This is a genomic window from Modestobacter versicolor (assembly GCF_014195485.1).
GTDB classification, from domain to species: domain Bacteria; phylum Actinomycetota; class Actinomycetes; order Mycobacteriales; family Geodermatophilaceae; genus Modestobacter; species Modestobacter versicolor.
Window position 1 is genome coordinate 1,164,698 of the sequence record NZ_JACIBU010000001.1, and the last position, 18,404, is coordinate 1,183,101.

Genomic DNA, 18,404 nt, shown 5'->3' on the forward strand with positions numbered 1-18,404 from the left:
CGAGCAGGTCTCGGCGCCGAGACCCGGGCTCACAGCTGGACGACGAGGTGGCCGTCCTCCTCGTGGACCGGGTAGACCTGCACCGGGGCGTTGCCGCTGGTCGAGGAGCCGTCGCGCCACCGGTAGGCGTACAGGTGCAGCGGGCAGACCAGCACGTCGGCGTCGGTCTGCCCGTCGGCCAGCGGCCCACCCGCGTGCGGGCAGGCGGCCTGGGTGGCGTGCAGCGAGCCGTCGCGCAGCCGGAACACCGCCACCTGGACGTCGCCGGCCACGAACGCCCGCCCCTCCCCCGGCGGCACGTCCTCGACTCGGCCGACCACGTGCCCGGACGTCGTCTGCGCGGTGACGCTCATCGGACCGGCACCTCCGGCAGCGCGACCAGCGGCAGCGCGGGGCGGAACTGGCCCGGGGTGGCCGGCGTCCGGCCGTCCTGCCCCCAGGGGTCGGTGTAGGCGTCGATCGAGCGCTGCATGCCCTCGTCGAGGTCGGCGCAGATGCCCTCGGAGTCCTCCAGCAGCACCTGCTTGATCGTCGCCAGCCCGACCCTGGGCACGAAGTCGTAGGTGCGCTCGAGCCAGTTGGCGTTCTCCCGGTAGTACTGCATGAAGCGGCCGGTCAGCTCGATGACCGCCTCCGGGGAGTCGACGGTGGCGAGCAGGTCGCCCTTGCGGACGCTGGCCCCGGCGGCGCCGCCGACGTAGACCTCCCACCGGCCACCGCCGACCGCGACGACGCCGACGTCCTTCACGTAGGCCTCGGCGCAGTTGCGCGGGCAGCCGACGACGGCGAGCTTCATCTTCGCCGGGCTCTCGATGCCCTGGAAGCGGGTCTCCAGGTCGATGCCCAGCTGGGTGGAGTCGCCGAGCCCGAACCGGCAGAAGTCGCTGCCCACGCAGGTCTTCACGGTGCGGAAGCTCTTGCCGTAGGCGTAGCCGGAGGGCATGCCCAGGTCGGCCCACACGGCGGGCAGGTCCTCCTTGCGGATGCCGAGCAGGTCGATCCGCTGGCCACCGGTGACCTTGACCATCGGCACCTCGTACTTCTCCGCGACGTCGGCGATCTTCCGCAGCTGCGCCGGGGTGGTCACCCCGCCCTTCATCTGCGGGACGACGGAGAAGGTGCCGTCGCGCTGGATGTTGGCGTGCACCCGGTCGTTGATGAACTTCGCGTCGTTCTCCTGGACGAAGTCCGCGCCCCAGATCATCCGCAGCAGCGACGTCAGCGCCATCTTCGACTTCGCGTCCTCCTGCCCACCGGGGGCGAGCGCGGCGAACACCGCCGAGACGCTGAGCAGGCCCTGCTCGCGGATCGCCGTCATCAGCGCCGGCTTGGCCATCGGGATGCCCGGCACGTACCAGCCGGCGGTCGGGTCCTCGACGACGTCGCCGTCGGCGGCCCACTCGACGATCTGCTTGACCAGGCCCTTGCACGACCCGCAGCCCTTGCCGGCCCGGGTGGAGTCCATGACCGCGCCGACGGTGCCGCAGCCGCCGGCGACCGCGTCGCAGATGGCCTGCTTGGAGACGCCGTTGCAGTTGCAGACCTGCGAGTCGGCGGGCAGCTCGGCGACGCCCACCTCCTCCGCGCCGTCGGAGAGGTCGACCAGCAGCTTGATCCGCTCCTGCGGGAGCGGGGCGCCGCGGTCGAAGGCCTGGGTCAGGAACGCGACCTTGCGGGTGTCGCCGAGCAGCGTCGCGCCGATCAGCCTGTCGTCGCGGACGACGACGCTCAGGTGCACCCCGCGCCGCGGCTCGGAGATGACCAGGAACTCGTCGGTGTCCCGCTCGGGCCGGTTGACGCCCATGGTCGCGACGTCGACGCCGGCCACCTTGAGCTTCGTCGCCGTCCGGGAGCCGTGGTACTCCGCGTCCGGGTCGGCGCCGGTGAGCAGGTCGGCGAGCACCCGGGCCTGCTCCCACACCGGGGCGACCAGGCCGTAGAGCTCGCCGCGGTGCTGGGCGCACTCGCCCACCGCGTAGACGTCGGGGTCGTCGGTGCGCAGCTGGTCGTCGACGACGATGCCGCGCTCGACCTCCAGCCCGCTCATCAGCGCGACCTCGGTGACCGGGCGGATGCCGGCGGCGATGACGAGCACGTCGGCGTCCAGGGCGCGGCCGTCGGCCAGCACGACGCCGCGCACCCGGTCGGGCCCGATGACCTCGGTGGTGCGGGTGGCCAGGTGGACGACGATGCCCAGCGACTCGACCGACTGCCGGAGGATGGCGCCGCCGTCGGGGTCCAGCTGCTGGTTCATCAGGTGCGTGCCGGCGTGGACGACCTCGACGGCCAGCCCGTGGCCCTGCAGCGCGCGGGCCGCCTCCAGCCCGAGCAGCCCGCCACCGACGACGACCGCCTTCTCGTGCTCGGCGGCGGCCGCGAGCAGCGCCCGGGTGTCGTCGATGGTGCGGAAGCCGAAGACGCCGGGCAGCAGCTGCTCGTCGTCGCGGTGCAGCCCGGCCATCGGCGGGATGAACGAGCGGCTGCCGGTGGCGAGGACCAGCTGGTCGTAGGGGGCCGTCGTCCCGTCGGAGGCGTGCACGACCTTGGCGTGGGTGTCGACCCGGTCGACCCGGACGCCGGCGCGCAGCACGACGCCGTTGTCGGCGTACCAGTCGTGGCTGTTGAGGACGATGTCGTCCTCGTGCTCCTCGCCGGCCAGCACGTGGCTGAGCATGATCCGGTTGTAGTTGCCGTGCGGCTCCTCGCCGAAGACGGTGATCGCGAACTGCTCGCCGCCGCCCCGCTCGAGCACCTCCTCGACCACCCGGGCGCCGGCCATCCCGTTGCCGACGACGACCAGCTTCTGCCGGGTGTCGATGCCGTCGGCCTCGTCCATCGCGAAGTGCAGCGTGCTCACGCCCTCGGGGCGCCCGCCCAGGACGGCCGTCATCAGACCTCCACCAGACCCAGGTCGACCACGACCTCGCCGGTGACGCCCAGCGGCGCCGCGGCGTGCAGCTCGACGACGGTGCCGCCGTCGAGGTCCTCCACCACCCGCAGCGGCACGTGGCAGTCGCCCTTCGCGCCGATCGGGAACCAGCGCATCGGCTCGCCGTCGCGCACCAGCAGCAGGTAGACCAGCTCGCCGGTGGAGTTGCCGCCGCGGAAGTACAGCGCCTGGGCGGTGCGGCCCTCGGGCACCTGGTAGCGCAGCGCGGGGTCGAGCGGGCCGGGTCTGCCCAGCCCCTCGCCGGTGATCGGGTAGACGCCGTGCAGGAAGCGCGGGGTGCTCTTCACGCGGGTGGTCCTCCTCCGTGCCGGGGTGTGCGGGGTGTGGGCCGTGGGTGCCTGGTGCGGCCGGGGCTGCGGCTGCAGCGCCGGCTCGGGGGGCGGGATGCGCTCCTCGGGCCCGCCGACCCGCCGGACGGCGACCGCGCAGACCTTGAAGGCCGGCATCCGGCTGGTCGGGTCGAGCGCGGGGTCGGTGAGCGCGTTGGCGCTGGAGCCGCCGCCCCAGTGGAAGGGGGCGAAGACGACGTCGGGGCGCACGGCGTCGGTGACCAGGGCGTGGAAGCGGGCCCGGCCGCGGCGGGTGGCCAGCTCGACCACGTCGTCCGGCCCGATGCCGAGCGTGCGGGCCAGGTCGGGGTGCAGCTCCGCCCGCGGGGTGGGGGCGACCAGCTGGAGGCTGCGCGAGCGGCGGGTCTGGGTGCCCGACTGGTACTGGCCGAGCACCCGGCCGGTGGTGAGCACGTAGGGGTACTCGGCGTCGGGCACCTCGTGGGCGTCGACGTGCTCCACCCGCCAGAACCGGGCGCGGCCGTCGGGGGTGGCGAACCGGTCGGTGAACAGCCGCGGCGTGCCGGGGTGGTCGAGCGAGGGCACCGGCCAGAAGAGGCCCTGCTCGGCGTCGATGCGCTGGTAGGTGATGCCGGAGTAGTCGGCGGCCCCGCCGGCGCTGGCCCGGCCGAGCTCGGTGAACACCGTCTCGGCGTCGCCGCTGAACTTGTCGCCGGCGCCGAGCCGGCCGGCCAGCTCGGCGAGCAGCTGCAGGTCGTCGCGGACGCCCGCGGGCGGGTCCATCGCCCGGCGCCGGCGGATCACCCGGCCCTCGAGGTTGGTCATCGTCCCCTCCTCCTCCGCCCACATGGCGCTGGGCAGCACCACGTCGGCGAGCTCGGCGGTCTCGGAGAGGAAGAAGTCGCTGACGGCGAGGAAGTCCAGGTCGCCGAGCCGGCTGATCACCCGGCGGGCGTCCGGCGCGGACACGGCGACGTTGGAAGCCATCACCAGCAGCGCGCGCACCCCGCCGTCGGTGCCGAGCCGGTCCAGCAGCTCGAAGGCGCTGCGCCCGGGCCCGGGTATGTCGTCGGGGTCGACGCCCCAGACCGCGGCGACGTGCGCGCGGGCGGCCGGGTCGGTGATCTTCCGGTAGCCGGGGAGCTGGTCGGCCTTCTGCCCGTGCTCGCGGCCGCCCTGGCCGTTGCCCTGCCCGGTGACGGTGGCCCAGCCGCTGCCCTCGCGGCCGGGCAGCCCGAGGGCGAGCGCGAGGTTGATCCACGCCTGGGCGGTGTCGGTGCCGCTGCGGTGCTGCTCGGCGCCGCGGGCGGTGAGGATGATCGAGCGCTCGCCGCGGGCCAGCGCGAACACGATCCGGCGCTGCTGCTCCACCGGCACCCCGGTGAGCCGCTCGACCCGGTCGGGCCAGTAGCCGGCGACCCCGGCCCGGACGTCGGCGAAGCCGGTGGTGCGCGCCGCGACGTACCCGGCGTCGACGAGCCCCTCGGCGACCGCGATGTGCAGCAGCCCGTTGGCCAGCGCCAGGTCGGTGCCGGGCAGCGGCTGGACGTGCAGGGAGGCGTGCCTGGCGGTGTTGGTGCGCCGCGGGTCGATGACGACGTGCTCGGCGCCGCGCTCCCGGCCGGCGTCGAAGTACTGCATCGCCGGGGGCATGGTGTCGGCCGGGTTGCTGCCGACCAGCACGACGACGTCGGCCGCGCCGATGTCGGCCAGCGGGAACGGCATGCCCCGGTCGATGCCGAAGGCCCGGACCGCCGCGCCGGCCGCCGAGGACATGCAGAACCGGCCGTTGTAGTCGATGGCGCTGGTGCGCAGCGCGACCCGGGCGAACTTGCCGAACTGGTAGGCCTGCTCGTTGGTCAGCCCGCCACCGCCGAAGCAGCCGACCGCGTCGTGGCCGTGGCGGGCCTGGGTGGCGCGGACGGCGGTGACGATGCGGTCCAGGGCGTCGTCCCAGGTGCTCTCCACCAGCGGGCTGGAGCGGTCGCCCGGGTCGGCGCGCACCAGCGGGCGGGTCAGCCGCTCGGGGTGGTCCAGCAGCTCCGGCGCCGACCAGCCCTTGGAGCACAGGCCGCCGCGGTTGGTCGGGAAGTCGGCCGGCACCAGGGTGGCCGGGCGGTCGCCGGCGGTCATCGTCACCCCGCACTGCAGCGAGCAGTACGGGCAGTGGGTCTCGGTGGTGCGCGTGCTGGTGCCCGGGTCCGGGAGCGACACGGCAGCGGGCACAGGCTGAGGTTCCGGGGGCGCGGTTTCCCGGCCGCATCGGTCAGGTCAAGGTCGCGTTCCGTCGACCTCACACCCGCCGTCCGCCGTCCGTGCGGTGCCCGGCGTTCCCCGAAGACGGCCATCTTCGGGGTCGGGGGTCACGGCTCCGGACGGCGGAGGGCGGCGGGGGCGCGGCGGGCCCAGGCGTCCTGCAGCAGCTCGTCCAGCAGCGCCGCGTCGACCAGCGCCAGCTCCACCCGGACGCCGGACAGCTTCTGCCCCCACCACAGCAGCTCGACGCCGGGCTGGGCGCTCACCGCGTGCGCGAGGTCCTCCCCGACCAGCACGTTGAGCACCCCGTCCGCGGGCACCGTGGCCAGCACCTTGCCGCCGCCGACCCGGAACGAGCGGCGGCCGTGGTGGTCGGCCTCGGTCACGCCGGGCAGGGCGAGGGCCGCGGCGGCCGCGGCGTCGACGTCCACGGTCAGTAGACCGAGATCTCGACCAGGTTGGCGTCCGGGTCGCGGACGTACACGCTGCGCATCGCCCCGAGCGCGCCGTGCTTGGTCACCGGGCCGACCTCGACCGGCACGCCGTGCGCGGCGAGCTCGTTCCTGACCTCGTCCAGCGGGGTCTCGGTGACCAGGCAGAAGTCCGCGGTGCCGGTGCCCGCAGCGGCGGCCCGCGGCTCGAACTCGGCGCCCCGCACGTGCAGGTTGATCTTCTGCCGGCCGAAGTGCAGCGCCGTCCGCCCGTCGCCGAACGTCTCCGCGGTCATGCCGAGCACGGCCGTGTAGAAGCCGACGGTCCGGTCGAGGTCGGCGACGGTGAGCACCAGGTGGTCGATCCGGTCGATGTGCACCCGCCCGTCCTACACCCCCGGCGACCGCTCAGTCCCAGCTGCGGCGCAGCCGCTTGGTCTCGCCGCGCTCCTTCTTGGCCTTGATCCGCCGCTCCTGCGACCCGCGCGAGGGCTTGGTCGTCCGGCGCTTCGGCGGCGGCGCGGCGACCGCGGCGCGCAGCACGGCGGCCAGCCGGGCCCGGGCCGCCTCCCGGTTGCGCAGCTGCTGGCGGTGCTCGCTGGCGGCGATGGTGAGCACCCCGTCGACCAGCCGGTCACCCAGCCGCTCGACGAGCCGCTGCCGCTGCACGTCGCTGAGCCCGGGCAGCGCCAGCGGCGACACCGACAGCTCGACCCGCGAGTCGGCGGTGTTCACGCCCTGCCCGCCGGGCCCCGACGACCGGGAGAAGCGCCACGTCAGCGCACCGGCCGGGACGACCAGGCGGTCGCTCACCGGCAGGTCGGCGTAGGCGTCGTCCCCGGGCACGCCGCACAGTCTCCCGGACGGCGGCCGCCCGGACGACCGGGTTCCCGGCGGTGCCAGACTCGGCCGGTGCCCCCTCGCCGCCTCGTGCTCGTCCGCCACGCCCAGGCCGCCGACGCCGCGGTCGACGCCGACCGGCCGCTGACCGGGCACGGCGCCCGCCGCGCCGCCGCGATCGGCACCTGGCTCGAGCAGCAGGGACTGACCCCGGACCGGGTGGTCGTCTCCCCCGCCGTCCGGGCCGTGCAGACCTGGGAGCGCGCCGGCGGGGCGGCTCCGGTCGTCGAGCCGCGGGTGTACGACAACACGGTCGAGGCGCTGCTCGAGGTGATCGCGGAGGTCCCGGACGAGGTGCACCAGCTGGTCGTGGTGGGCCACAACCCGTCGATGAGCGAGCTCGCCGCCGTCCTGGACGACGGCGACGGCGACGACGCCGCCCGCCGCGGGACGGCCGGGGGCTTCCCGACCGGCGCGGTGGCGGTGTTCGACGTCGGGACGCCGTTCGCCCAACTGGCGCCCGGCACTGCCCGGCTCGCGCTGTTCGCGGTGCCGGGCAGCGGTTGACCGGGGCGGCCCGCCGTCCACGGTCGGGTGAACGGCGCCCCCCGGAGGGCGTGTCGGACCGCGGCACGCCGTCCGGCTGTCGCCCGGACCGGTGATGCGCACCGGTTCACCTGGCCGCACCCGTGACTCGGTGTGACGCTCAGGGGGTGACGCAGGAAGCCTCCCCCCGGCTCCACCTGGTGACCGGCAACCACGTCGACCGCCTGCCGGACGACGGCCAGCCGGACGACGGTCGTGCGGCCGCGCCGGTGGTCGCCGAGGGCTCCGTGCTGGCCGACCTGCTGCGCCGCGCCGAGGCCCTCGACGCGCAGGTGGCCGCCGCCTCCACTCCCCGGCTGCCGCGCGGCAGCGGGGTGGTCCTGGCCGGCGCGGCGCTGACCGTGGTCCTGGCGCTGCTCGGTCGGCAGGCCTGGCAGCTGCCGCAGCGGGGCCCCGGCGGTGTCGCCGACGTCACGCAGTCGCTGGTCACCTTCCTGCTGCTGTGCGCCGCGCTCTGCGTCTGGTCCGCCGGCCGGCTGGTCCGGCCCGCCGAGCTGCTGCCCTCCCGCGGTGCCGCCCCGCTGTGGTGGGCGCTCGTCGCCGGGTCGGCGCTCGTCTCGCTGGCCGCCGCCCTCTCCCTCGCGTCGTACGCGGGCACCGGCGAGCGCCCGGCGGACCTGCTGCTGCGCTGCGCCGTGCCGCTGGTCCCCGCGGTGCTCGCCGGGGTGCTCGCGGCGGACGCCGGCCGGCCCGCCCGGGTGCGCGCGGCACTGGGCACCGGGCTGGTCACCGTGCCGATGGTCGCGGTCGGCTGGGCGCTGCTGTCCTCCGCCGCCGGGTCGGCCGACCTGGGCGACGTGCTGGGCATGACCCTGCTGTCCGGCGTCGCCCCGTTCGGCGTGGCGGTGGCGTTCGTCGCCGCCGACCGCCGGCACCGCCGCGCCGGCTGAGGGCATCATCGCGGGGGTGACCACCCTCGCCGAGGCGCTCGCCGCCAGACCCGTCGTGCTGGACGGCGGGCTGTCGACCGAGCTGGAGTCGCGCGGGCACGACGTGACGTCGGCGCTGTGGTCCGCGCGGCTGCTGCGCGACGACCCGGGCGCGATCGCCGCCGCGCACGCCGCCTTCGCCGCGGCCGGCGCCCAGGTGGCGACGACCGCCAGCTACCAGGCGACCTTCCCCGGGTTCGCCGCCGCCGGGATCGACGCCGCGCAGGCCCGCACCCTGATGACCCGCTCGGTGCAGCTGGCCCGCGAGGGCGCCCCGGAGGGCTGGGTCGCCGCCTCGGTCGGCCCGTACGGCGCCTACCTGGCCGACGGCTCGGAGTACACCGGCGGCTACGCGGACGACGTGACCGTGCACCAGCTGCGGGAGTTCCACCGGCCGCGGCTGCAGGTGCTCGCCGACGCCGGGCCCGACGTGCTGGCCTGCGAGACGCTGCCCGCCGCCGCCGAGGTCGAGGCCCTGCTGGCCGAGCTCGACGACCTCGGCGTCCCGGCCTGGCTCTCGCTGACCGCCGTCGTCGACCCGGCCGGCGTCCCGCGCACCCGCCGGGGGGAGCTGCTGGCCGACGTCCTGGCGATGACCCGGGACGTCGACGCGGTGATCGCCGTGGGGGTCAACTGCACCGACCCGGCCGGTGTGCCCGCCGCGGTGCGGGTCGCCGCGGCCGCCAGCGGCACGCCGGTGGTCGCCTACCCCAACAGCGGCGAGGCCTGGGACGCCGTCGCCCGCCGGTGGACCGGCCAGGCCGGGGTCGGTGACGTGACGGGCTGGCTGACCGCCGGCGCGCGGCTGATCGGCGGCTGCTGCCGGGTGCGGCCGGACGACGTCCGCGCGGTGGCGGACGCCGTCCGGCAGCTCAGCAGGCGGGGACCGGGTCCGCGCCCCGCCGACCGCCCGGCCGGCAGCGGACCAGCCGCCGCACGGTGAGCCAGCTGCCCCGCAGCGCACCGTGCCGCTCGATCGCCGCCACGGCGTAGGCCGAGCAGCTCGGGGTGAAGTGGCAGCACGGTGGGCGGCGCGGGCTGACCTCCCGCTGGTAGAGCCGGACGGCGGCGACCAGCCGGTCGGCGACCCGTCCACCTGGGCTGTCCGCCCGCACCCGGCGCACCGTCGAGGGTGCGACGAGCAGCATCTCCATGCCGCAGCCGAGGGCCTGGGCCAGGCAGCAGCCGGTGTTGAGGAACAGCAGGTCGCGGAAGCACGAGTCGTTGCGCCGGTAGCCGTACCCCGGCCCGTAGCCGTAGCCCGGCGGTGGGCCGTAGCCGCGCCGCCCCCAGCCTCGCCGACGTCGCGGCCCGCCGCCGCCCCAGCCCCAGACGAAGACCACCGGGTTACAGGATCGGGTTGCCGCCGGTGACCGCCACCCGCGCTCCGGAGACGTAGCTGGCCTCGTCGCTGGCGAGCAGCACGTAGACCGGCGCGAGCTCGGCGGGCTGCGCGGCCCGGCCCAGCGGCACCTGCGACCCGAAGCTGGCGACGTCCTCGGCGGGCATGGTCGCCGGGATCAGCGGCGTCCAGACCGGACCGGGGGCGACGCTGTTGGCCCGGATGCCCTTGTCGCCGTACATCTGGGCGAGGCTCGCGGTGAAGTTCGCGATGCCGGCCTTGGTCATGGCGTACGGCGCCAGCGTGGGCTTGGGCATGTCGGAGTTGACCGACGAGGAGTTGACGATCGCCGAGCCCGGGCCCATGTGCGGGATGGCGTCCTTGCACAGGGTGAACATCGCCGAGAGGTTCACCGCCACGGTGTGGTCCCACTCCTCGTCGCTGATCTCGTCGAGGGTCTGGTGGGTCATCTGGAACGCGGCGTTGTTGACCAGGATGTCGATCCCGCCGAGCTCCTCGACGGCCTTGGGGATGATCGTCTTGACGTGCGCGCGGTCCGCCAGGTCACCGGCGACCAGCACGCACTTCCGGCCGGCCTCCTCGACGTACCTGGCGGTGTCCTTCGCGTCGTCGTGCTCGTTGAGGTAGGAGATGAGGACGTCGGCGCCCTCGCGGGCGAAGGCGATGGCGACGGCTCGGCCGATGCCGCTGTCGCCGCCGGTGATGACCGCGCGCTTGCCGGTGAGCTTCCCGGAGCCGCGGTAGCTCTCCTCGCCGTGGTCGGGCTTCGGCGTCATCTCACCGAGCACGCCGGGCGGGGTCTGGGTCTGCTCGGGCTGGGACTCGGGGCGGGGTGAGGTCATGGTGGTTCCTCCTGCGTGGCTCGGGCGGCGGCACCCCTGCGCTCTGCTCGCGCGGCCGGCTCGTCGTGCGCACCGGCCCGGTGCCGCGTCGTCCACCGCCTACCCCGGGACGCCGCGCGGCGAACCGTCCCGCCCGGACAGCCCGCGACCCGGGAGGTGCCGAGGGCGCTCTGCGGTGAGCTCCTCGACACCACCCGGGTCGCGGGTGTCCTGCCTCCTGCAGCGTCCCGCCACGAGCTCACGAGTGGTGGGGGGCAGGAGGTCCTTCGTCAGGCGGCGTGGGCCGCCACGGACGAGCGGTCGCGGGTGGACAGGGCCGTCACGGTGCCCGGCCGGGTCCACTGCATCTCGAGCCGACGGCGTCCCGAGCCGTCGACGACGGCGACCCACCGGCACTGGGGGCAGTTCTGTTCGCGCATCTCTGTTCCACCTCTCGTTCACCTGTTGTTCACCTTGTGTCCAGGAAGCGGCAACCTTACGCCCCGAGACGCGGACCGTTGCCGATTCGTGACCGCGTGTCCCCCGGAGGAGTCGGTGCGAGGACCCACCGGTCATCGGGCACCCTGGGGGCACGATGACGCTCTCCCCCGCCGGCACCCACACGACCCCGGCCGACTCCCCCGCTGCCGCGCTGCCCTCCCCCGACGTGCGGTCGCTGATCGGCGACCCGTCCGACCTCACCGAGCTGCAGTCGCGCGCCGGTGACCCCGACGCGCTGTTCACCCACTTCGCGGAGTGGGCCGAGGCCGCCGGCACGGTGCTCTACCCGGCGCAGGAGGAGGCGCTGATCGAGCTGGTCAGCGGCGCGAACGTCGTCCTGGCCACCCCGACCGGCTCGGGCAAGTCGCTGGTCGCCACCGGCGCGCAGTACGCCGCGCTCGCCGGAGACCGGGTCAGCTTCTACACCGCGCCGATCAAGGCGCTGGTGAGCGAGAAGTTCTTCGCGCTGTGCGGGGTGTTCGGCGCGGAGAACGTCGGGATGCTGACCGGCGACGCCAGCGTCAACGCCGACGCACCGATCATCGCCTGCACCGCGGAGGTGCTGGCCAACATCGCGCTGCGCGAGGGTCCGGACGCCGACATCGGGCTGGTCGTGATGGACGAGTTCCACTTCTACGGCGACCCGGACCGCGGCTGGGCCTGGCAGGTGCCGCTCATCGAGCTGCCCAAGGCCCAGTTCCTGCTGATGTCGGCCACCCTCGGCGACGTCACCGCGCTGCGGGAGGACCTCACCCGGCGCACCGGGCGGCCCACGGCGCTGGTGGCCCACGCCGAGCGCCCGGTGCCGCTGCACCACTACTACGCGACGACGCCGATGCACGAGACGATCGACGAGCTGCTGTCGACCAAGCAGGCGCCGGTCTACGTCGTCCACTTCACCCAGGCCTCGGCGCTGGAGCGGGCCCAGGCGCTGATGAGCGTCAACGTGTCGACCAAGGAGGAGAAGCAGGCGATCGCCGACCAGATCGGCGGCTTCCGGTTCTCCTCCGCCTTCGGGACGACCCTGTCCCGGCTGGTGCGGCACGGCATCGGCGTGCACCACGCCGGGATGCTGCCCAAGTACCGGCGGCTGGTCGAGCAGCTGGCGCAGGCCGGGCTGCTCAAGGTCATCTGCGGCACCGACACCCTGGGCGTGGGCATCAACGTGCCGATCCGCACGGTCGTGTTCTCCGCGCTGAGCAAGTACGACGGCACCCGCACCCGGCTGCTCAACGCCCGTGAGTTCCACCAGATCGCCGGGCGGGCCGGCCGGGCGGGCTACGACACCGCGGGCACCGTCGTCGTCCAGGCCCCCGAGCACGAGGTCGAGAACCTCAAGCAGTTCGCCAAGGTCGCCGACGACCCGAAGAAGCGCCGCAAGCTGGTCCGCCGCAAGGCGCCCGAGGGCATGGTGCCCTGGAGCGAGGCGACCCAGCAGCGGCTCATCGCCGCCGACCCCGAGCCGCTGAGCAGCCACTTCCGGGTCTTCACCGGGATGCTGCTGAACGTGCTGGCCCGGCCCGGCGACCCGGTCGCGGCGATGCGCGAGCTGCTCACCGACAACCACGAGCCGCGCAAGCGGCAGCTGCGGCACATCCGCGAGGCGATCGGCATCGCCCGGTCGCTGATCACCGCCGGGGTCATCGAGCGGCTCGACGAGCCCGAGCCCGACGGACGGCGCTTCCGGCTGACCGTCGACCTCCCGCCGGACTTCCAGCTCAACCAGCCGCTGTCGACCTTCGCGCTGGCCGCGATCGGGCTGCTGGACGCCGAGAGCGACACCTACGCCCTGGACGTCGTCTCGGTGATCGAGGCGACCCTCGACGACCCCCGGCAGATCCTGGCCGCCCAGCTGAACAAGGCCAAGGGCGCGGCGGTGGCGCAGATGAAGGCCGAGGGCATCGAGTACGACGAGCGGATGGAGCTGCTCGAGGAGATCACCTACCCCAAGCCGCTGGAGGAGCTGCTCGGGCACGCCTTCGAGATCTACGTGGCCGGCAACCCGTGGGCGGCCGACGCGCAGCTGTCACCGAAGTCCGTGGTGCGGGACATGTGGGAGCAGGCGATGACCTTCCGGGAGCTGGTGAACACCTACCAGCTCACCCGCTCCGAGGGCGCGGTGCTGCGCTACCTGTCCGACGCGTTCAAGGCGCTGCGCTCGGGGGTGCCGGCCGACGCCCGCACCGAGGAGGTCACCGACCTGGTCGAGTGGCTCGGCGAGCTGGTCCGGCAGGTCGACTCCTCGCTGCTGGACGAGTGGGAGCAGCTGACCAGCCCGGACCAGCCGCTGGACGCCCCGGTCGCCGTCCCGGCCCGGCCGCGGCCGCTGACCGGCAACGAGCGGGCGTTCACCGCGATGGTGCGCAACGCGCTGTTCCGCCGGGTCGAGCTGTTCGCGCTGCGCCGCTGGTACGACCTGGGCCAGCTCGACCAGGGTTCGGGCTGGGACGCCGACCGCTGGGGCGAGGTCGTGCAGGCGTACTTCGCCGAGCACGGCGAGCTGAACACCGGCGGCGACGCCCGGGGGCCGGCGCTGCTCATCGTCGACAAGTCGGAGCCGCGGGTCTGGCGGGTGCGGCAGATCCTCGACGACCCGGCCGGCGACCACGACTGGGGCTTCGACGTCGAGGTCGACCTGGACGCCTCGGACGAGGAGGGCGTCGTCGTCATGCAGCTGGTGGCGGCCGGCCGCAAGGACTAGCGGCGGAAGGTGGGGCCCGGCGGGGGCGGGACGACGGCGGCCGGGTCGCGGCGGCGGCGCAGCTCCAGCGCCAGGCTCTGCTCGCCGCGGGCCATCGCCCAGCGGTGGTTGGCCTCGAACACCGGGCGGAGCAGCCAGCTCAGCCGAGCCAGCAGCGGCTTGGTCGCCGCGACCCGCCAGTCGTAGCTGATCACCACCTCCGGCCCGTCCTGGGCGAAGGTCCAGCGCCCGGTGCCGGCCAGGTCACCGCTCGCGGCGAGCGCGAAGCCGGCGTCGGTCATCGTCTCGGTGATCCGCAGCGTCCAGCGCAGCGTGTACGGCAGCCAGCCCTTGGTGAACACCTCGACCGTGCGGCCCACGCCGTCCGGGTCGCCGTCCGCGACCGGTACGACGTCGAGGTACACCGCCGGCCACCACCGCGGCAGCGCCGCGCTGTCGCTGAGCACCGCGCGGACCTCGGCGATCGTGCCCGGCACCCGCCAGACGGTCAGGAAGCAGTAGGACGGCGCGGGGCGGGGCACACCCGGCACTCTGCCCACCCGCGCGGGGGCTGTCCACGCCGACCGCAGGAGCAGCGGGACCGAGCGGGAGTTGCCCCGGACGGGTGATCCAGGTCTCAGCGCCGGACGCCGATGACCTCGGTGGACGCACCGGCGGGCAGTGCCGGGGCCACGGACGAGGAACGACATGCCCTCACCCCCGGCGACGCGGCCGGCCACCCGCCGGTCGCCCTTCCGCCGCCCCACCGACCTGGTCGAACGCACCCGGTGGCTGTTCGGCGTCTGCGCCGTGGTCTCCCTCGTCCTCACCTCCTCCGGAGCGGCGGCCGAGGCGGGCACCGGGCGGCTGACCGCCATCGCGCTGTCCGGCGCGGCGCTGATCGCCTCCTGGCTGCACCGCTACCAGGCCCGCCGCGGCACGGTCCCCCTCGACCTCCTCGACGCCGTGGCCGTGTGCGTCCTCGCCCTCGCCTCGCCGGTGCCGGCGGTCGCCCTGGGCGTCACCTTCTCCGCGCTGTGGTTCCGCGCCGTCTACGGCCGCACCTGGGAGATCTGGTTCTACGCCACCGCCCAGTGCGCCGGCCTGGTCGCCGCGCTCGCGCTGTGGCAGGTGGTGCCCGGTCACGCCGCCGCGGCCCCGGCAGCCCCGCTGCTCGGCGCCCTGCCGATCGCCCCGCTGCTCGCCGTCGTCGCGCGCCACCTCGCGGCGGTGCTGCAGGAGCACCAGCTCGCGCAGGCCTGGGACGCCACGCTCGCCCGGCTGGTCACCCAGCTGCTCGGTGTCACCGACGTCGGGCAGATCCGGCAGCGCGGCTGGGAGGCCGCCGACCAGATCTGCCGGCTCACCCCCGGGCTGGTCGTGGTCGTCGTCGAGGACGACGGCGAGCGGCTGCTCGTGCAGGGAACCGTCGGCCCGGTGCAGCACCTGCCCGCCACCCTGGACCGGGCACCGGTCGGCACGGACCTGGCCTCCGCCGCGGCGAGCCAGCGACCCGGGCGGATCACCGCCCCGGACGAGCTGGTGGCGTCGGCGGGCGGCGTGACCAGCTGGGTGGCGATCCCGCTGCCGGACGAGCCGGGCAGGTTCCTGCTGCTCGGGGGCAAGGTGCTGCACCCCGAGGGCGTGGTGCTGGTCCAGTCGTTGGTGAACCAGGTGGCGCTGGCCATCCGGGCGACCAGCGCGCACCGGGAGCTGCAGGTGCAGGCGCGCACCGACGCGCTCACCGGGCTGGCCAACCGCAGCACCTTCTCCGCCGCCCTCGAGGCCGCGGCCCTCGAGGCCGCCGCACCCGCGGCTGCCGACTCCCCGTGGGTGCTGTTCGTCGACCTCGACGACTTCAAGCTGGTCAACGACCGGCTCGGCCACGCCGCGGGCGACGAGCTGCTGCGCGCCGTGGGCGCCCGGCTGGCCGGCGCGGTGCGCGAGCCGGGGCTGTGCGCCCGGCTGGGCGGCGACGAGTTCGCCGTCCTGGTGCACGCCGCCGACGCGGCGGAGGCCGAGGCGCTGGGCCGGCGGCTGGTCGAGGTGGCCTCCTCGCCGGTGCGGCTGGGCACCGGGACCGCCCGGGTGGGCGCCAGCGTGGGAGCGGCGCGCGTGCTGCCCGGCACCTCGTGGACCACCACCCTGCAGCAGGCCGACCTGGCCATGTACGCGGCCAAGGCCGCGGGCAAGAACCGCGTCGTGGTGGCCGACGAGGGAGCGCTCGCCTCGGCCTGACCGCGGTGTGCGGGCTCACAGCGACCGGCTGTGACACCCTCGCCGCGATGCGGGCATGACGGCGTGGGAGATGGTCGCGGTCGCCCTCGCCGGGCTCGCCGCCGGGTCGATCAACGCCGTCGTCGGCTCGGGCACCCTGGTCACCTTCCCGGTGCTGCTGGCCGTCGGGCTGCCCCCGGTGACCGCGACCATCTCCAACTCCCTGGGGCTCGTGCCGGGCAACCTGACCGGCGCCATCGGCTACCGCCGCGAGCTGGCCGGGCAGCGCCGGCTGCTGCTGCGGCTGATGCCCGCGTCGGTGCTCGGCGCGCTGACCGGGTCGTTCCTGCTGCTGCACCTGCCGGCCTCGGCGTTCGAGGCGATCGTGCCCGGGTTGGTCGGCCTGGCCGTCGTCCTGGTCGCCGTCCAGCCGCTGCTGCAGCGCCGGCTGGCCGCCCGCCGGGCCCGGGCCGGCGATGACGGGGACACCACGGTCGGCGGCGGCCGGCTGGCCGCGCTCTTCGCCGGCGCCTACGCCACCGGCACCTACGGCGGCTACTTCGCCGCGAGCCAGGGCGTGCTGCAGATCGGCATCTTCGGGCTGCTGCTGCGCGAGCCGCTGCAGCGGCTCAACGCGATCAAGAACGTGCTCACCCTCGGCGTCAACGCCGTCGCCGCGCTGGCCTACGTGGTGGTCGCGACCGACCGCATCGACTGGCGGGCCGCCGGGCTGGTGGCCGGGGGGTCGCTGGTGGGCGGCTTCGTCGGCTCGACGCTGGGCCGGCGGCTGCCCGCCCCGGTGCTGCGGACGGCGATCGTGGCCCTCGGCCTGGTCGCGATCGTGGTGCTGCTGACCCGATGAGCGTGCTGGAGTTCGTGCTGCTGGTGCTGGCCGGGGTGGCCGCCGGGCTGGTCGGCAGCGTCGCCGGGCTGGCCTCGCTGTTCAGCTACCCCGCGCTGCTGGCCACCGGCATCCCGCCGCTGACGGCCAACGTCACCAACACCGTCGCGCTCGCCTTCAGCAGCATCGGCTCGGTCAGCGCGTCCCGCCCGGAGCTGGTCGGGCAGCGCCGCCGGCTGGTGCCGCTGTGCGTCGCCGGGCTGCTGGGCGGCGTGACCGGCGCGGTCCTGCTGCTGCTCACCCCGTCGTCGTCGTTCGAGAGGCTCGTCCCGTTCCTCATCGCCGGGGCGTCGGCGGCGATCCTGGTGCAGCGGCCGCCGCGGGAGCTGGCGGCCGAGGGCGCCGCGCACCCGCAGCGCGACTCGCGGTGGCTGGTCGTCGGCACGTACCTGGTCTCGATCTACGGCGGCTACTTCGGCGCGGCCGCCGGCGTGCTGATGCTCGCCATGCTGCTGCTGGTCACCGGCGAGGGGGTGCCGCGCAGCAACGCGGCGAAGAACGTCGTCCTCGGGGTGGCGAACTCGGTGGCCGCCCTCGGCTACGCGTTCTTCGCCGACGTCGACTGGCTCGCTGCGCTGCCACTGGCGATCGGCTTCCTGGTCGGCGGCTCGCTCGGCCCATGGGTGGTGCGCCGGGCCCCGCAGCAGCTGCTCCGCCGGCTGATCGCCGTGGCCGGGCTGGGGCTGGCCGTGCACCTGGGCCTGGACGCCTTCGGGTGATGATCTCCGGTGGTGCCGACCGGCCACGACCGGCAGGCTGGTGCAGGCGCCGCCCGGCGCTCGGACGACAGGAGCAGGGATGACCAGCCCGGGACCAGCGGCGCAGCGCTTCGTGCAGGAGCTGGACCAGCTGCCGCCGCCGGAGCTGCGCGGGCCGGAGATGCTCGCCGCCCGGCTGTCCCGGGCCTGCGTGGCCGCGCTGCCCGTCGACGGCGCGGGGCTGAGCATCCACGACATGAACGGGCTGCGGACGCCGATCGGCGCCAGCGACCCGGTCGCCTCCCAGGCCGAGCGGCTGCAGTTCACCCACGGCGAGGGCCCCTGCCTGCGGGCGCACGACGACGGCGTGGCGATCGCCTTCGACGAGTCGGCGATCGCCCGCAACTGGCCGGGCCTGCACGCCTCGCTGATCGGCGAGACGCCGTTCCACGGTGTGCTCTCGGTGCCGCTGCTCCCGCCGCTGGGGCCGCTGGTCGTGCTCGACCTCTACGTGCGCGAGGCCGACGCGCTGCCGGCGACCGACCGGGACGACGTCGAGGACGTCACCATCGCGCTCACCCGCGCCATGGTCGCCGCCGCGCTCGGTGCGCCGATGCAGGAGGGCCGCCGCGGTTGGTGGGACGGCCCGGACGCGCTGCGCCGGGCCCGGGTCTGGCAGGCGACCGGCATGGTCAACGTCGCCCTCGGGCTGGACACCCCGGACGCGCTGTCGGTGCTGCGGGCGCACGCCTTCGCCGCCGGCCGGGTGGTCGACGACGTGGCCGACGACCTGGTCGAGGGCCGGCTCTCCCTCGCCGAGCTCAGCTCCTCCGACAACTGAGCAGCTTCCTCAACTGAACGGTTGACAACACTCCCGCCGGAGGCCTAGCTTCTTCATCAACCAAACGGTTGATGAAGAGA

General features: G+C 75.0%; 18 protein-coding genes. 8 read left to right on the forward strand and 10 right to left on the reverse strand.

The annotated features are described in order from the left end of the window. Nucleotides 1-29: 29 nt before the first annotated feature. The 6 genes from FHX36_RS05640 to arfB all read right to left on the reverse strand — a co-directional run bounded on the left by FHX36_RS05640 (nucleotide 30) and on the right by arfB (nucleotide 6,773). Nucleotides 30-353 (reverse strand): Rieske (2Fe-2S) protein, encoded by a 324-nt coding sequence (locus tag FHX36_RS05640; RefSeq protein ID WP_110552369.1) that lies wholly within the window; start codon nucleotides 351-353, stop codon nucleotides 30-32. Continuing rightward, entirely contained in the window at nucleotides 350-2,890 is a 2,541-nt protein-coding gene (gene nirB / locus FHX36_RS05645; protein ID WP_220035942.1) for a nitrite reductase large subunit NirB, read from the reverse strand. Before nirB ends, FHX36_RS05640 begins: the two co-directional genes overlap by 4 nt. Next, entirely contained in the window at nucleotides 2,890-5,466 is a 2,577-nt protein-coding gene (locus tag FHX36_RS05650) for a molybdopterin oxidoreductase family protein (protein WP_258372741.1), read from the reverse strand. Before FHX36_RS05650 ends, nirB begins: the two co-directional genes overlap by 1 nt. Before the next feature lie 137 nt (nucleotides 5,467-5,603). Continuing rightward, complete coding sequence (locus tag FHX36_RS05655; RefSeq protein ID WP_181428770.1) at nucleotides 5,604-5,927, reverse strand: MmcQ/YjbR family DNA-binding protein; 324 nt, start codon at nucleotides 5,925-5,927, stop codon at nucleotides 5,604-5,606. Nucleotides 5,928-5,929: 2 nt separating this feature from the next. Further along, nucleotides 5,930-6,307: a VOC family protein gene (locus FHX36_RS05660; RefSeq protein WP_110552366.1), complete on the reverse strand. Its 378-nt coding sequence runs from the start codon at nucleotides 6,305-6,307 to the stop codon at nucleotides 5,930-5,932. Nucleotides 6,308-6,335: 28 nt separating this feature from the next. Continuing rightward, nucleotides 6,336-6,773 carry an alternative ribosome rescue aminoacyl-tRNA hydrolase ArfB gene (gene arfB / locus FHX36_RS05665; protein WP_110552365.1) on the reverse strand — a complete coding sequence of 146 codons (438 nt, stop codon included), beginning with the start codon at nucleotides 6,771-6,773 and terminating at the stop codon, nucleotides 6,336-6,338. A gap of 66 nt (nucleotides 6,774-6,839) precedes the next feature. Here arfB and FHX36_RS23380 point away from each other — a divergent pair, with 66 nt between their 5' ends. The 3 genes from FHX36_RS23380 (at nucleotide 6,840) to mmuM (ending at nucleotide 9,245) form a co-directional block, all read left to right on the forward strand. Next, a complete protein-coding gene (locus FHX36_RS23380; protein WP_110552364.1) occupies nucleotides 6,840-7,334 on the forward strand; it encodes a SixA phosphatase family protein in 495 nt (164 codons plus the stop codon). A gap of 146 nt (nucleotides 7,335-7,480) precedes the next feature. Continuing rightward, nucleotides 7,481-8,263, forward strand: coding sequence for a hypothetical protein (locus tag FHX36_RS05675; protein ID WP_183513577.1), 783 nt, complete (start codon nucleotides 7,481-7,483; stop codon nucleotides 8,261-8,263). A 16-nt stretch (nucleotides 8,264-8,279) separates the two neighbouring features. Continuing rightward, nucleotides 8,280-9,245 carry a homocysteine S-methyltransferase gene (gene mmuM / locus FHX36_RS05680; RefSeq protein ID WP_183513579.1) on the forward strand — a complete coding sequence of 322 codons (966 nt, stop codon included), beginning with the start codon at nucleotides 8,280-8,282 and terminating at the stop codon, nucleotides 9,243-9,245. On the opposite strand, the gene yidD is transcribed toward mmuM, so the two are convergent. The 3 genes from yidD to FHX36_RS05695 form a co-directional block, all read right to left on the reverse strand. Beyond that, entirely contained in the window at nucleotides 9,175-9,645 is a 471-nt protein-coding gene (yidD, locus tag FHX36_RS23800; RefSeq protein WP_220035965.1) for a membrane protein insertion efficiency factor YidD, read from the reverse strand. The two genes, mmuM and yidD, sit on opposite strands and share 71 nt — an antisense overlap. Nucleotides 9,646-9,649: 4 nt before the next feature. Further along, entirely contained in the window at nucleotides 9,650-10,507 is an 858-nt protein-coding gene (locus FHX36_RS05690) for an SDR family oxidoreductase (protein WP_110552558.1), read from the reverse strand. A gap of 269 nt (nucleotides 10,508-10,776) precedes the next feature. After that, nucleotides 10,777-10,926 carry a hypothetical protein gene (locus FHX36_RS05695; protein ID WP_181428788.1) on the reverse strand — a complete coding sequence of 50 codons (150 nt, stop codon included), beginning with the start codon at nucleotides 10,924-10,926 and terminating at the stop codon, nucleotides 10,777-10,779. 155 nt (nucleotides 10,927-11,081) lie between these two features. Here FHX36_RS05695 and FHX36_RS05700 point away from each other — a divergent pair, with 155 nt between their 5' ends. Next, nucleotides 11,082-13,688: a DEAD/DEAH box helicase gene (locus FHX36_RS05700; protein ID WP_220035966.1), complete on the forward strand. Its 2,607-nt coding sequence runs from the start codon at nucleotides 11,082-11,084 to the stop codon at nucleotides 13,686-13,688. On the opposite strand, the gene FHX36_RS05705 is transcribed toward FHX36_RS05700, so the two are convergent. Beyond that, nucleotides 13,685-14,209, reverse strand: a complete 525-nt coding sequence (locus FHX36_RS05705) for an SRPBCC family protein (RefSeq protein ID WP_220035967.1) — start codon at nucleotides 14,207-14,209, stop codon at nucleotides 13,685-13,687. The two genes, FHX36_RS05700 and FHX36_RS05705, sit on opposite strands and share 4 nt — an antisense overlap. Nucleotides 14,210-14,375: 166 nt before the next feature. On the opposite strand from FHX36_RS05705, the gene FHX36_RS05710 reads away from it, so the two are divergent. From FHX36_RS05710 to FHX36_RS05725, 4 genes are all read left to right on the forward strand, one after another. After that, complete coding sequence (locus tag FHX36_RS05710; RefSeq protein ID WP_183513580.1) at nucleotides 14,376-15,905, forward strand: GGDEF domain-containing protein; 1,530 nt, start codon at nucleotides 14,376-14,378, stop codon at nucleotides 15,903-15,905. Nucleotides 15,906-15,960: 55 nt separating this feature from the next. Next, complete coding sequence (locus FHX36_RS05715) at nucleotides 15,961-16,746, forward strand: sulfite exporter TauE/SafE family protein (RefSeq protein WP_110552561.1); 786 nt, start codon at nucleotides 15,961-15,963, stop codon at nucleotides 16,744-16,746. Next, nucleotides 16,743-17,504, forward strand: a complete 762-nt coding sequence (locus tag FHX36_RS05720; protein WP_110552562.1) for a sulfite exporter TauE/SafE family protein — start codon at nucleotides 16,743-16,745, stop codon at nucleotides 17,502-17,504. The genes FHX36_RS05715 and FHX36_RS05720 overlap by 4 nt, the downstream gene beginning before the upstream one ends. 79 nt (nucleotides 17,505-17,583) lie before the next feature. Continuing rightward, nucleotides 17,584-18,324, forward strand: coding sequence for a hypothetical protein (locus FHX36_RS05725; RefSeq protein WP_110552563.1), 741 nt, complete (start codon nucleotides 17,584-17,586; stop codon nucleotides 18,322-18,324). The last annotated feature ends 80 nt before the right edge of the window (nucleotides 18,325-18,404 follow it).

What these genes read in the sequence shown, in the direction of transcription:
- FHX36_RS05720 (WP_110552562.1), top strand. Translation starts at nt 16,743, where the DNA reads ATGAGCGTGCTGGAGTTCGTGCTGCTGGTGCTGGCCGGGGTGGCCGCC.
- FHX36_RS05715 (WP_110552561.1), top strand. Translation starts at nt 15,961, where the DNA reads ATGACGGCGTGGGAGATGGTCGCGGTCGCCCTCGCCGGGCTCGCCGCC.
- FHX36_RS05725 (WP_110552563.1), top strand. Translation starts at nt 17,584, where the DNA reads ATGACCAGCCCGGGACCAGCGGCGCAGCGCTTCGTGCAGGAGCTGGAC.
- FHX36_RS05700 (WP_220035966.1), top strand. Translation starts at nt 11,082, where the DNA reads ATGACGCTCTCCCCCGCCGGCACCCACACGACCCCGGCCGACTCCCCC.
- FHX36_RS05690 (WP_110552558.1), bottom strand. Translation starts at nt 10,507, where the DNA reads ATGACCTCACCCCGCCCCGAGTCCCAGCCCGAGCAGACCCAGACCCCG.
- FHX36_RS05640 (WP_110552369.1), bottom strand. Translation starts at nt 353, where the DNA reads ATGAGCGTCACCGCGCAGACGACGTCCGGGCACGTGGTCGGCCGAGTC.
- FHX36_RS05710 (WP_183513580.1), top strand. Translation starts at nt 14,376, where the DNA reads ATGCCCTCACCCCCGGCGACGCGGCCGGCCACCCGCCGGTCGCCCTTC.
- nirB (WP_220035942.1), bottom strand. Translation starts at nt 2,890, where the DNA reads ATGACGGCCGTCCTGGGCGGGCGCCCCGAGGGCGTGAGCACGCTGCAC.
- FHX36_RS05695 (WP_181428788.1), bottom strand. Translation starts at nt 10,926, where the DNA reads ATGCGCGAACAGAACTGCCCCCAGTGCCGGTGGGTCGCCGTCGTCGAC.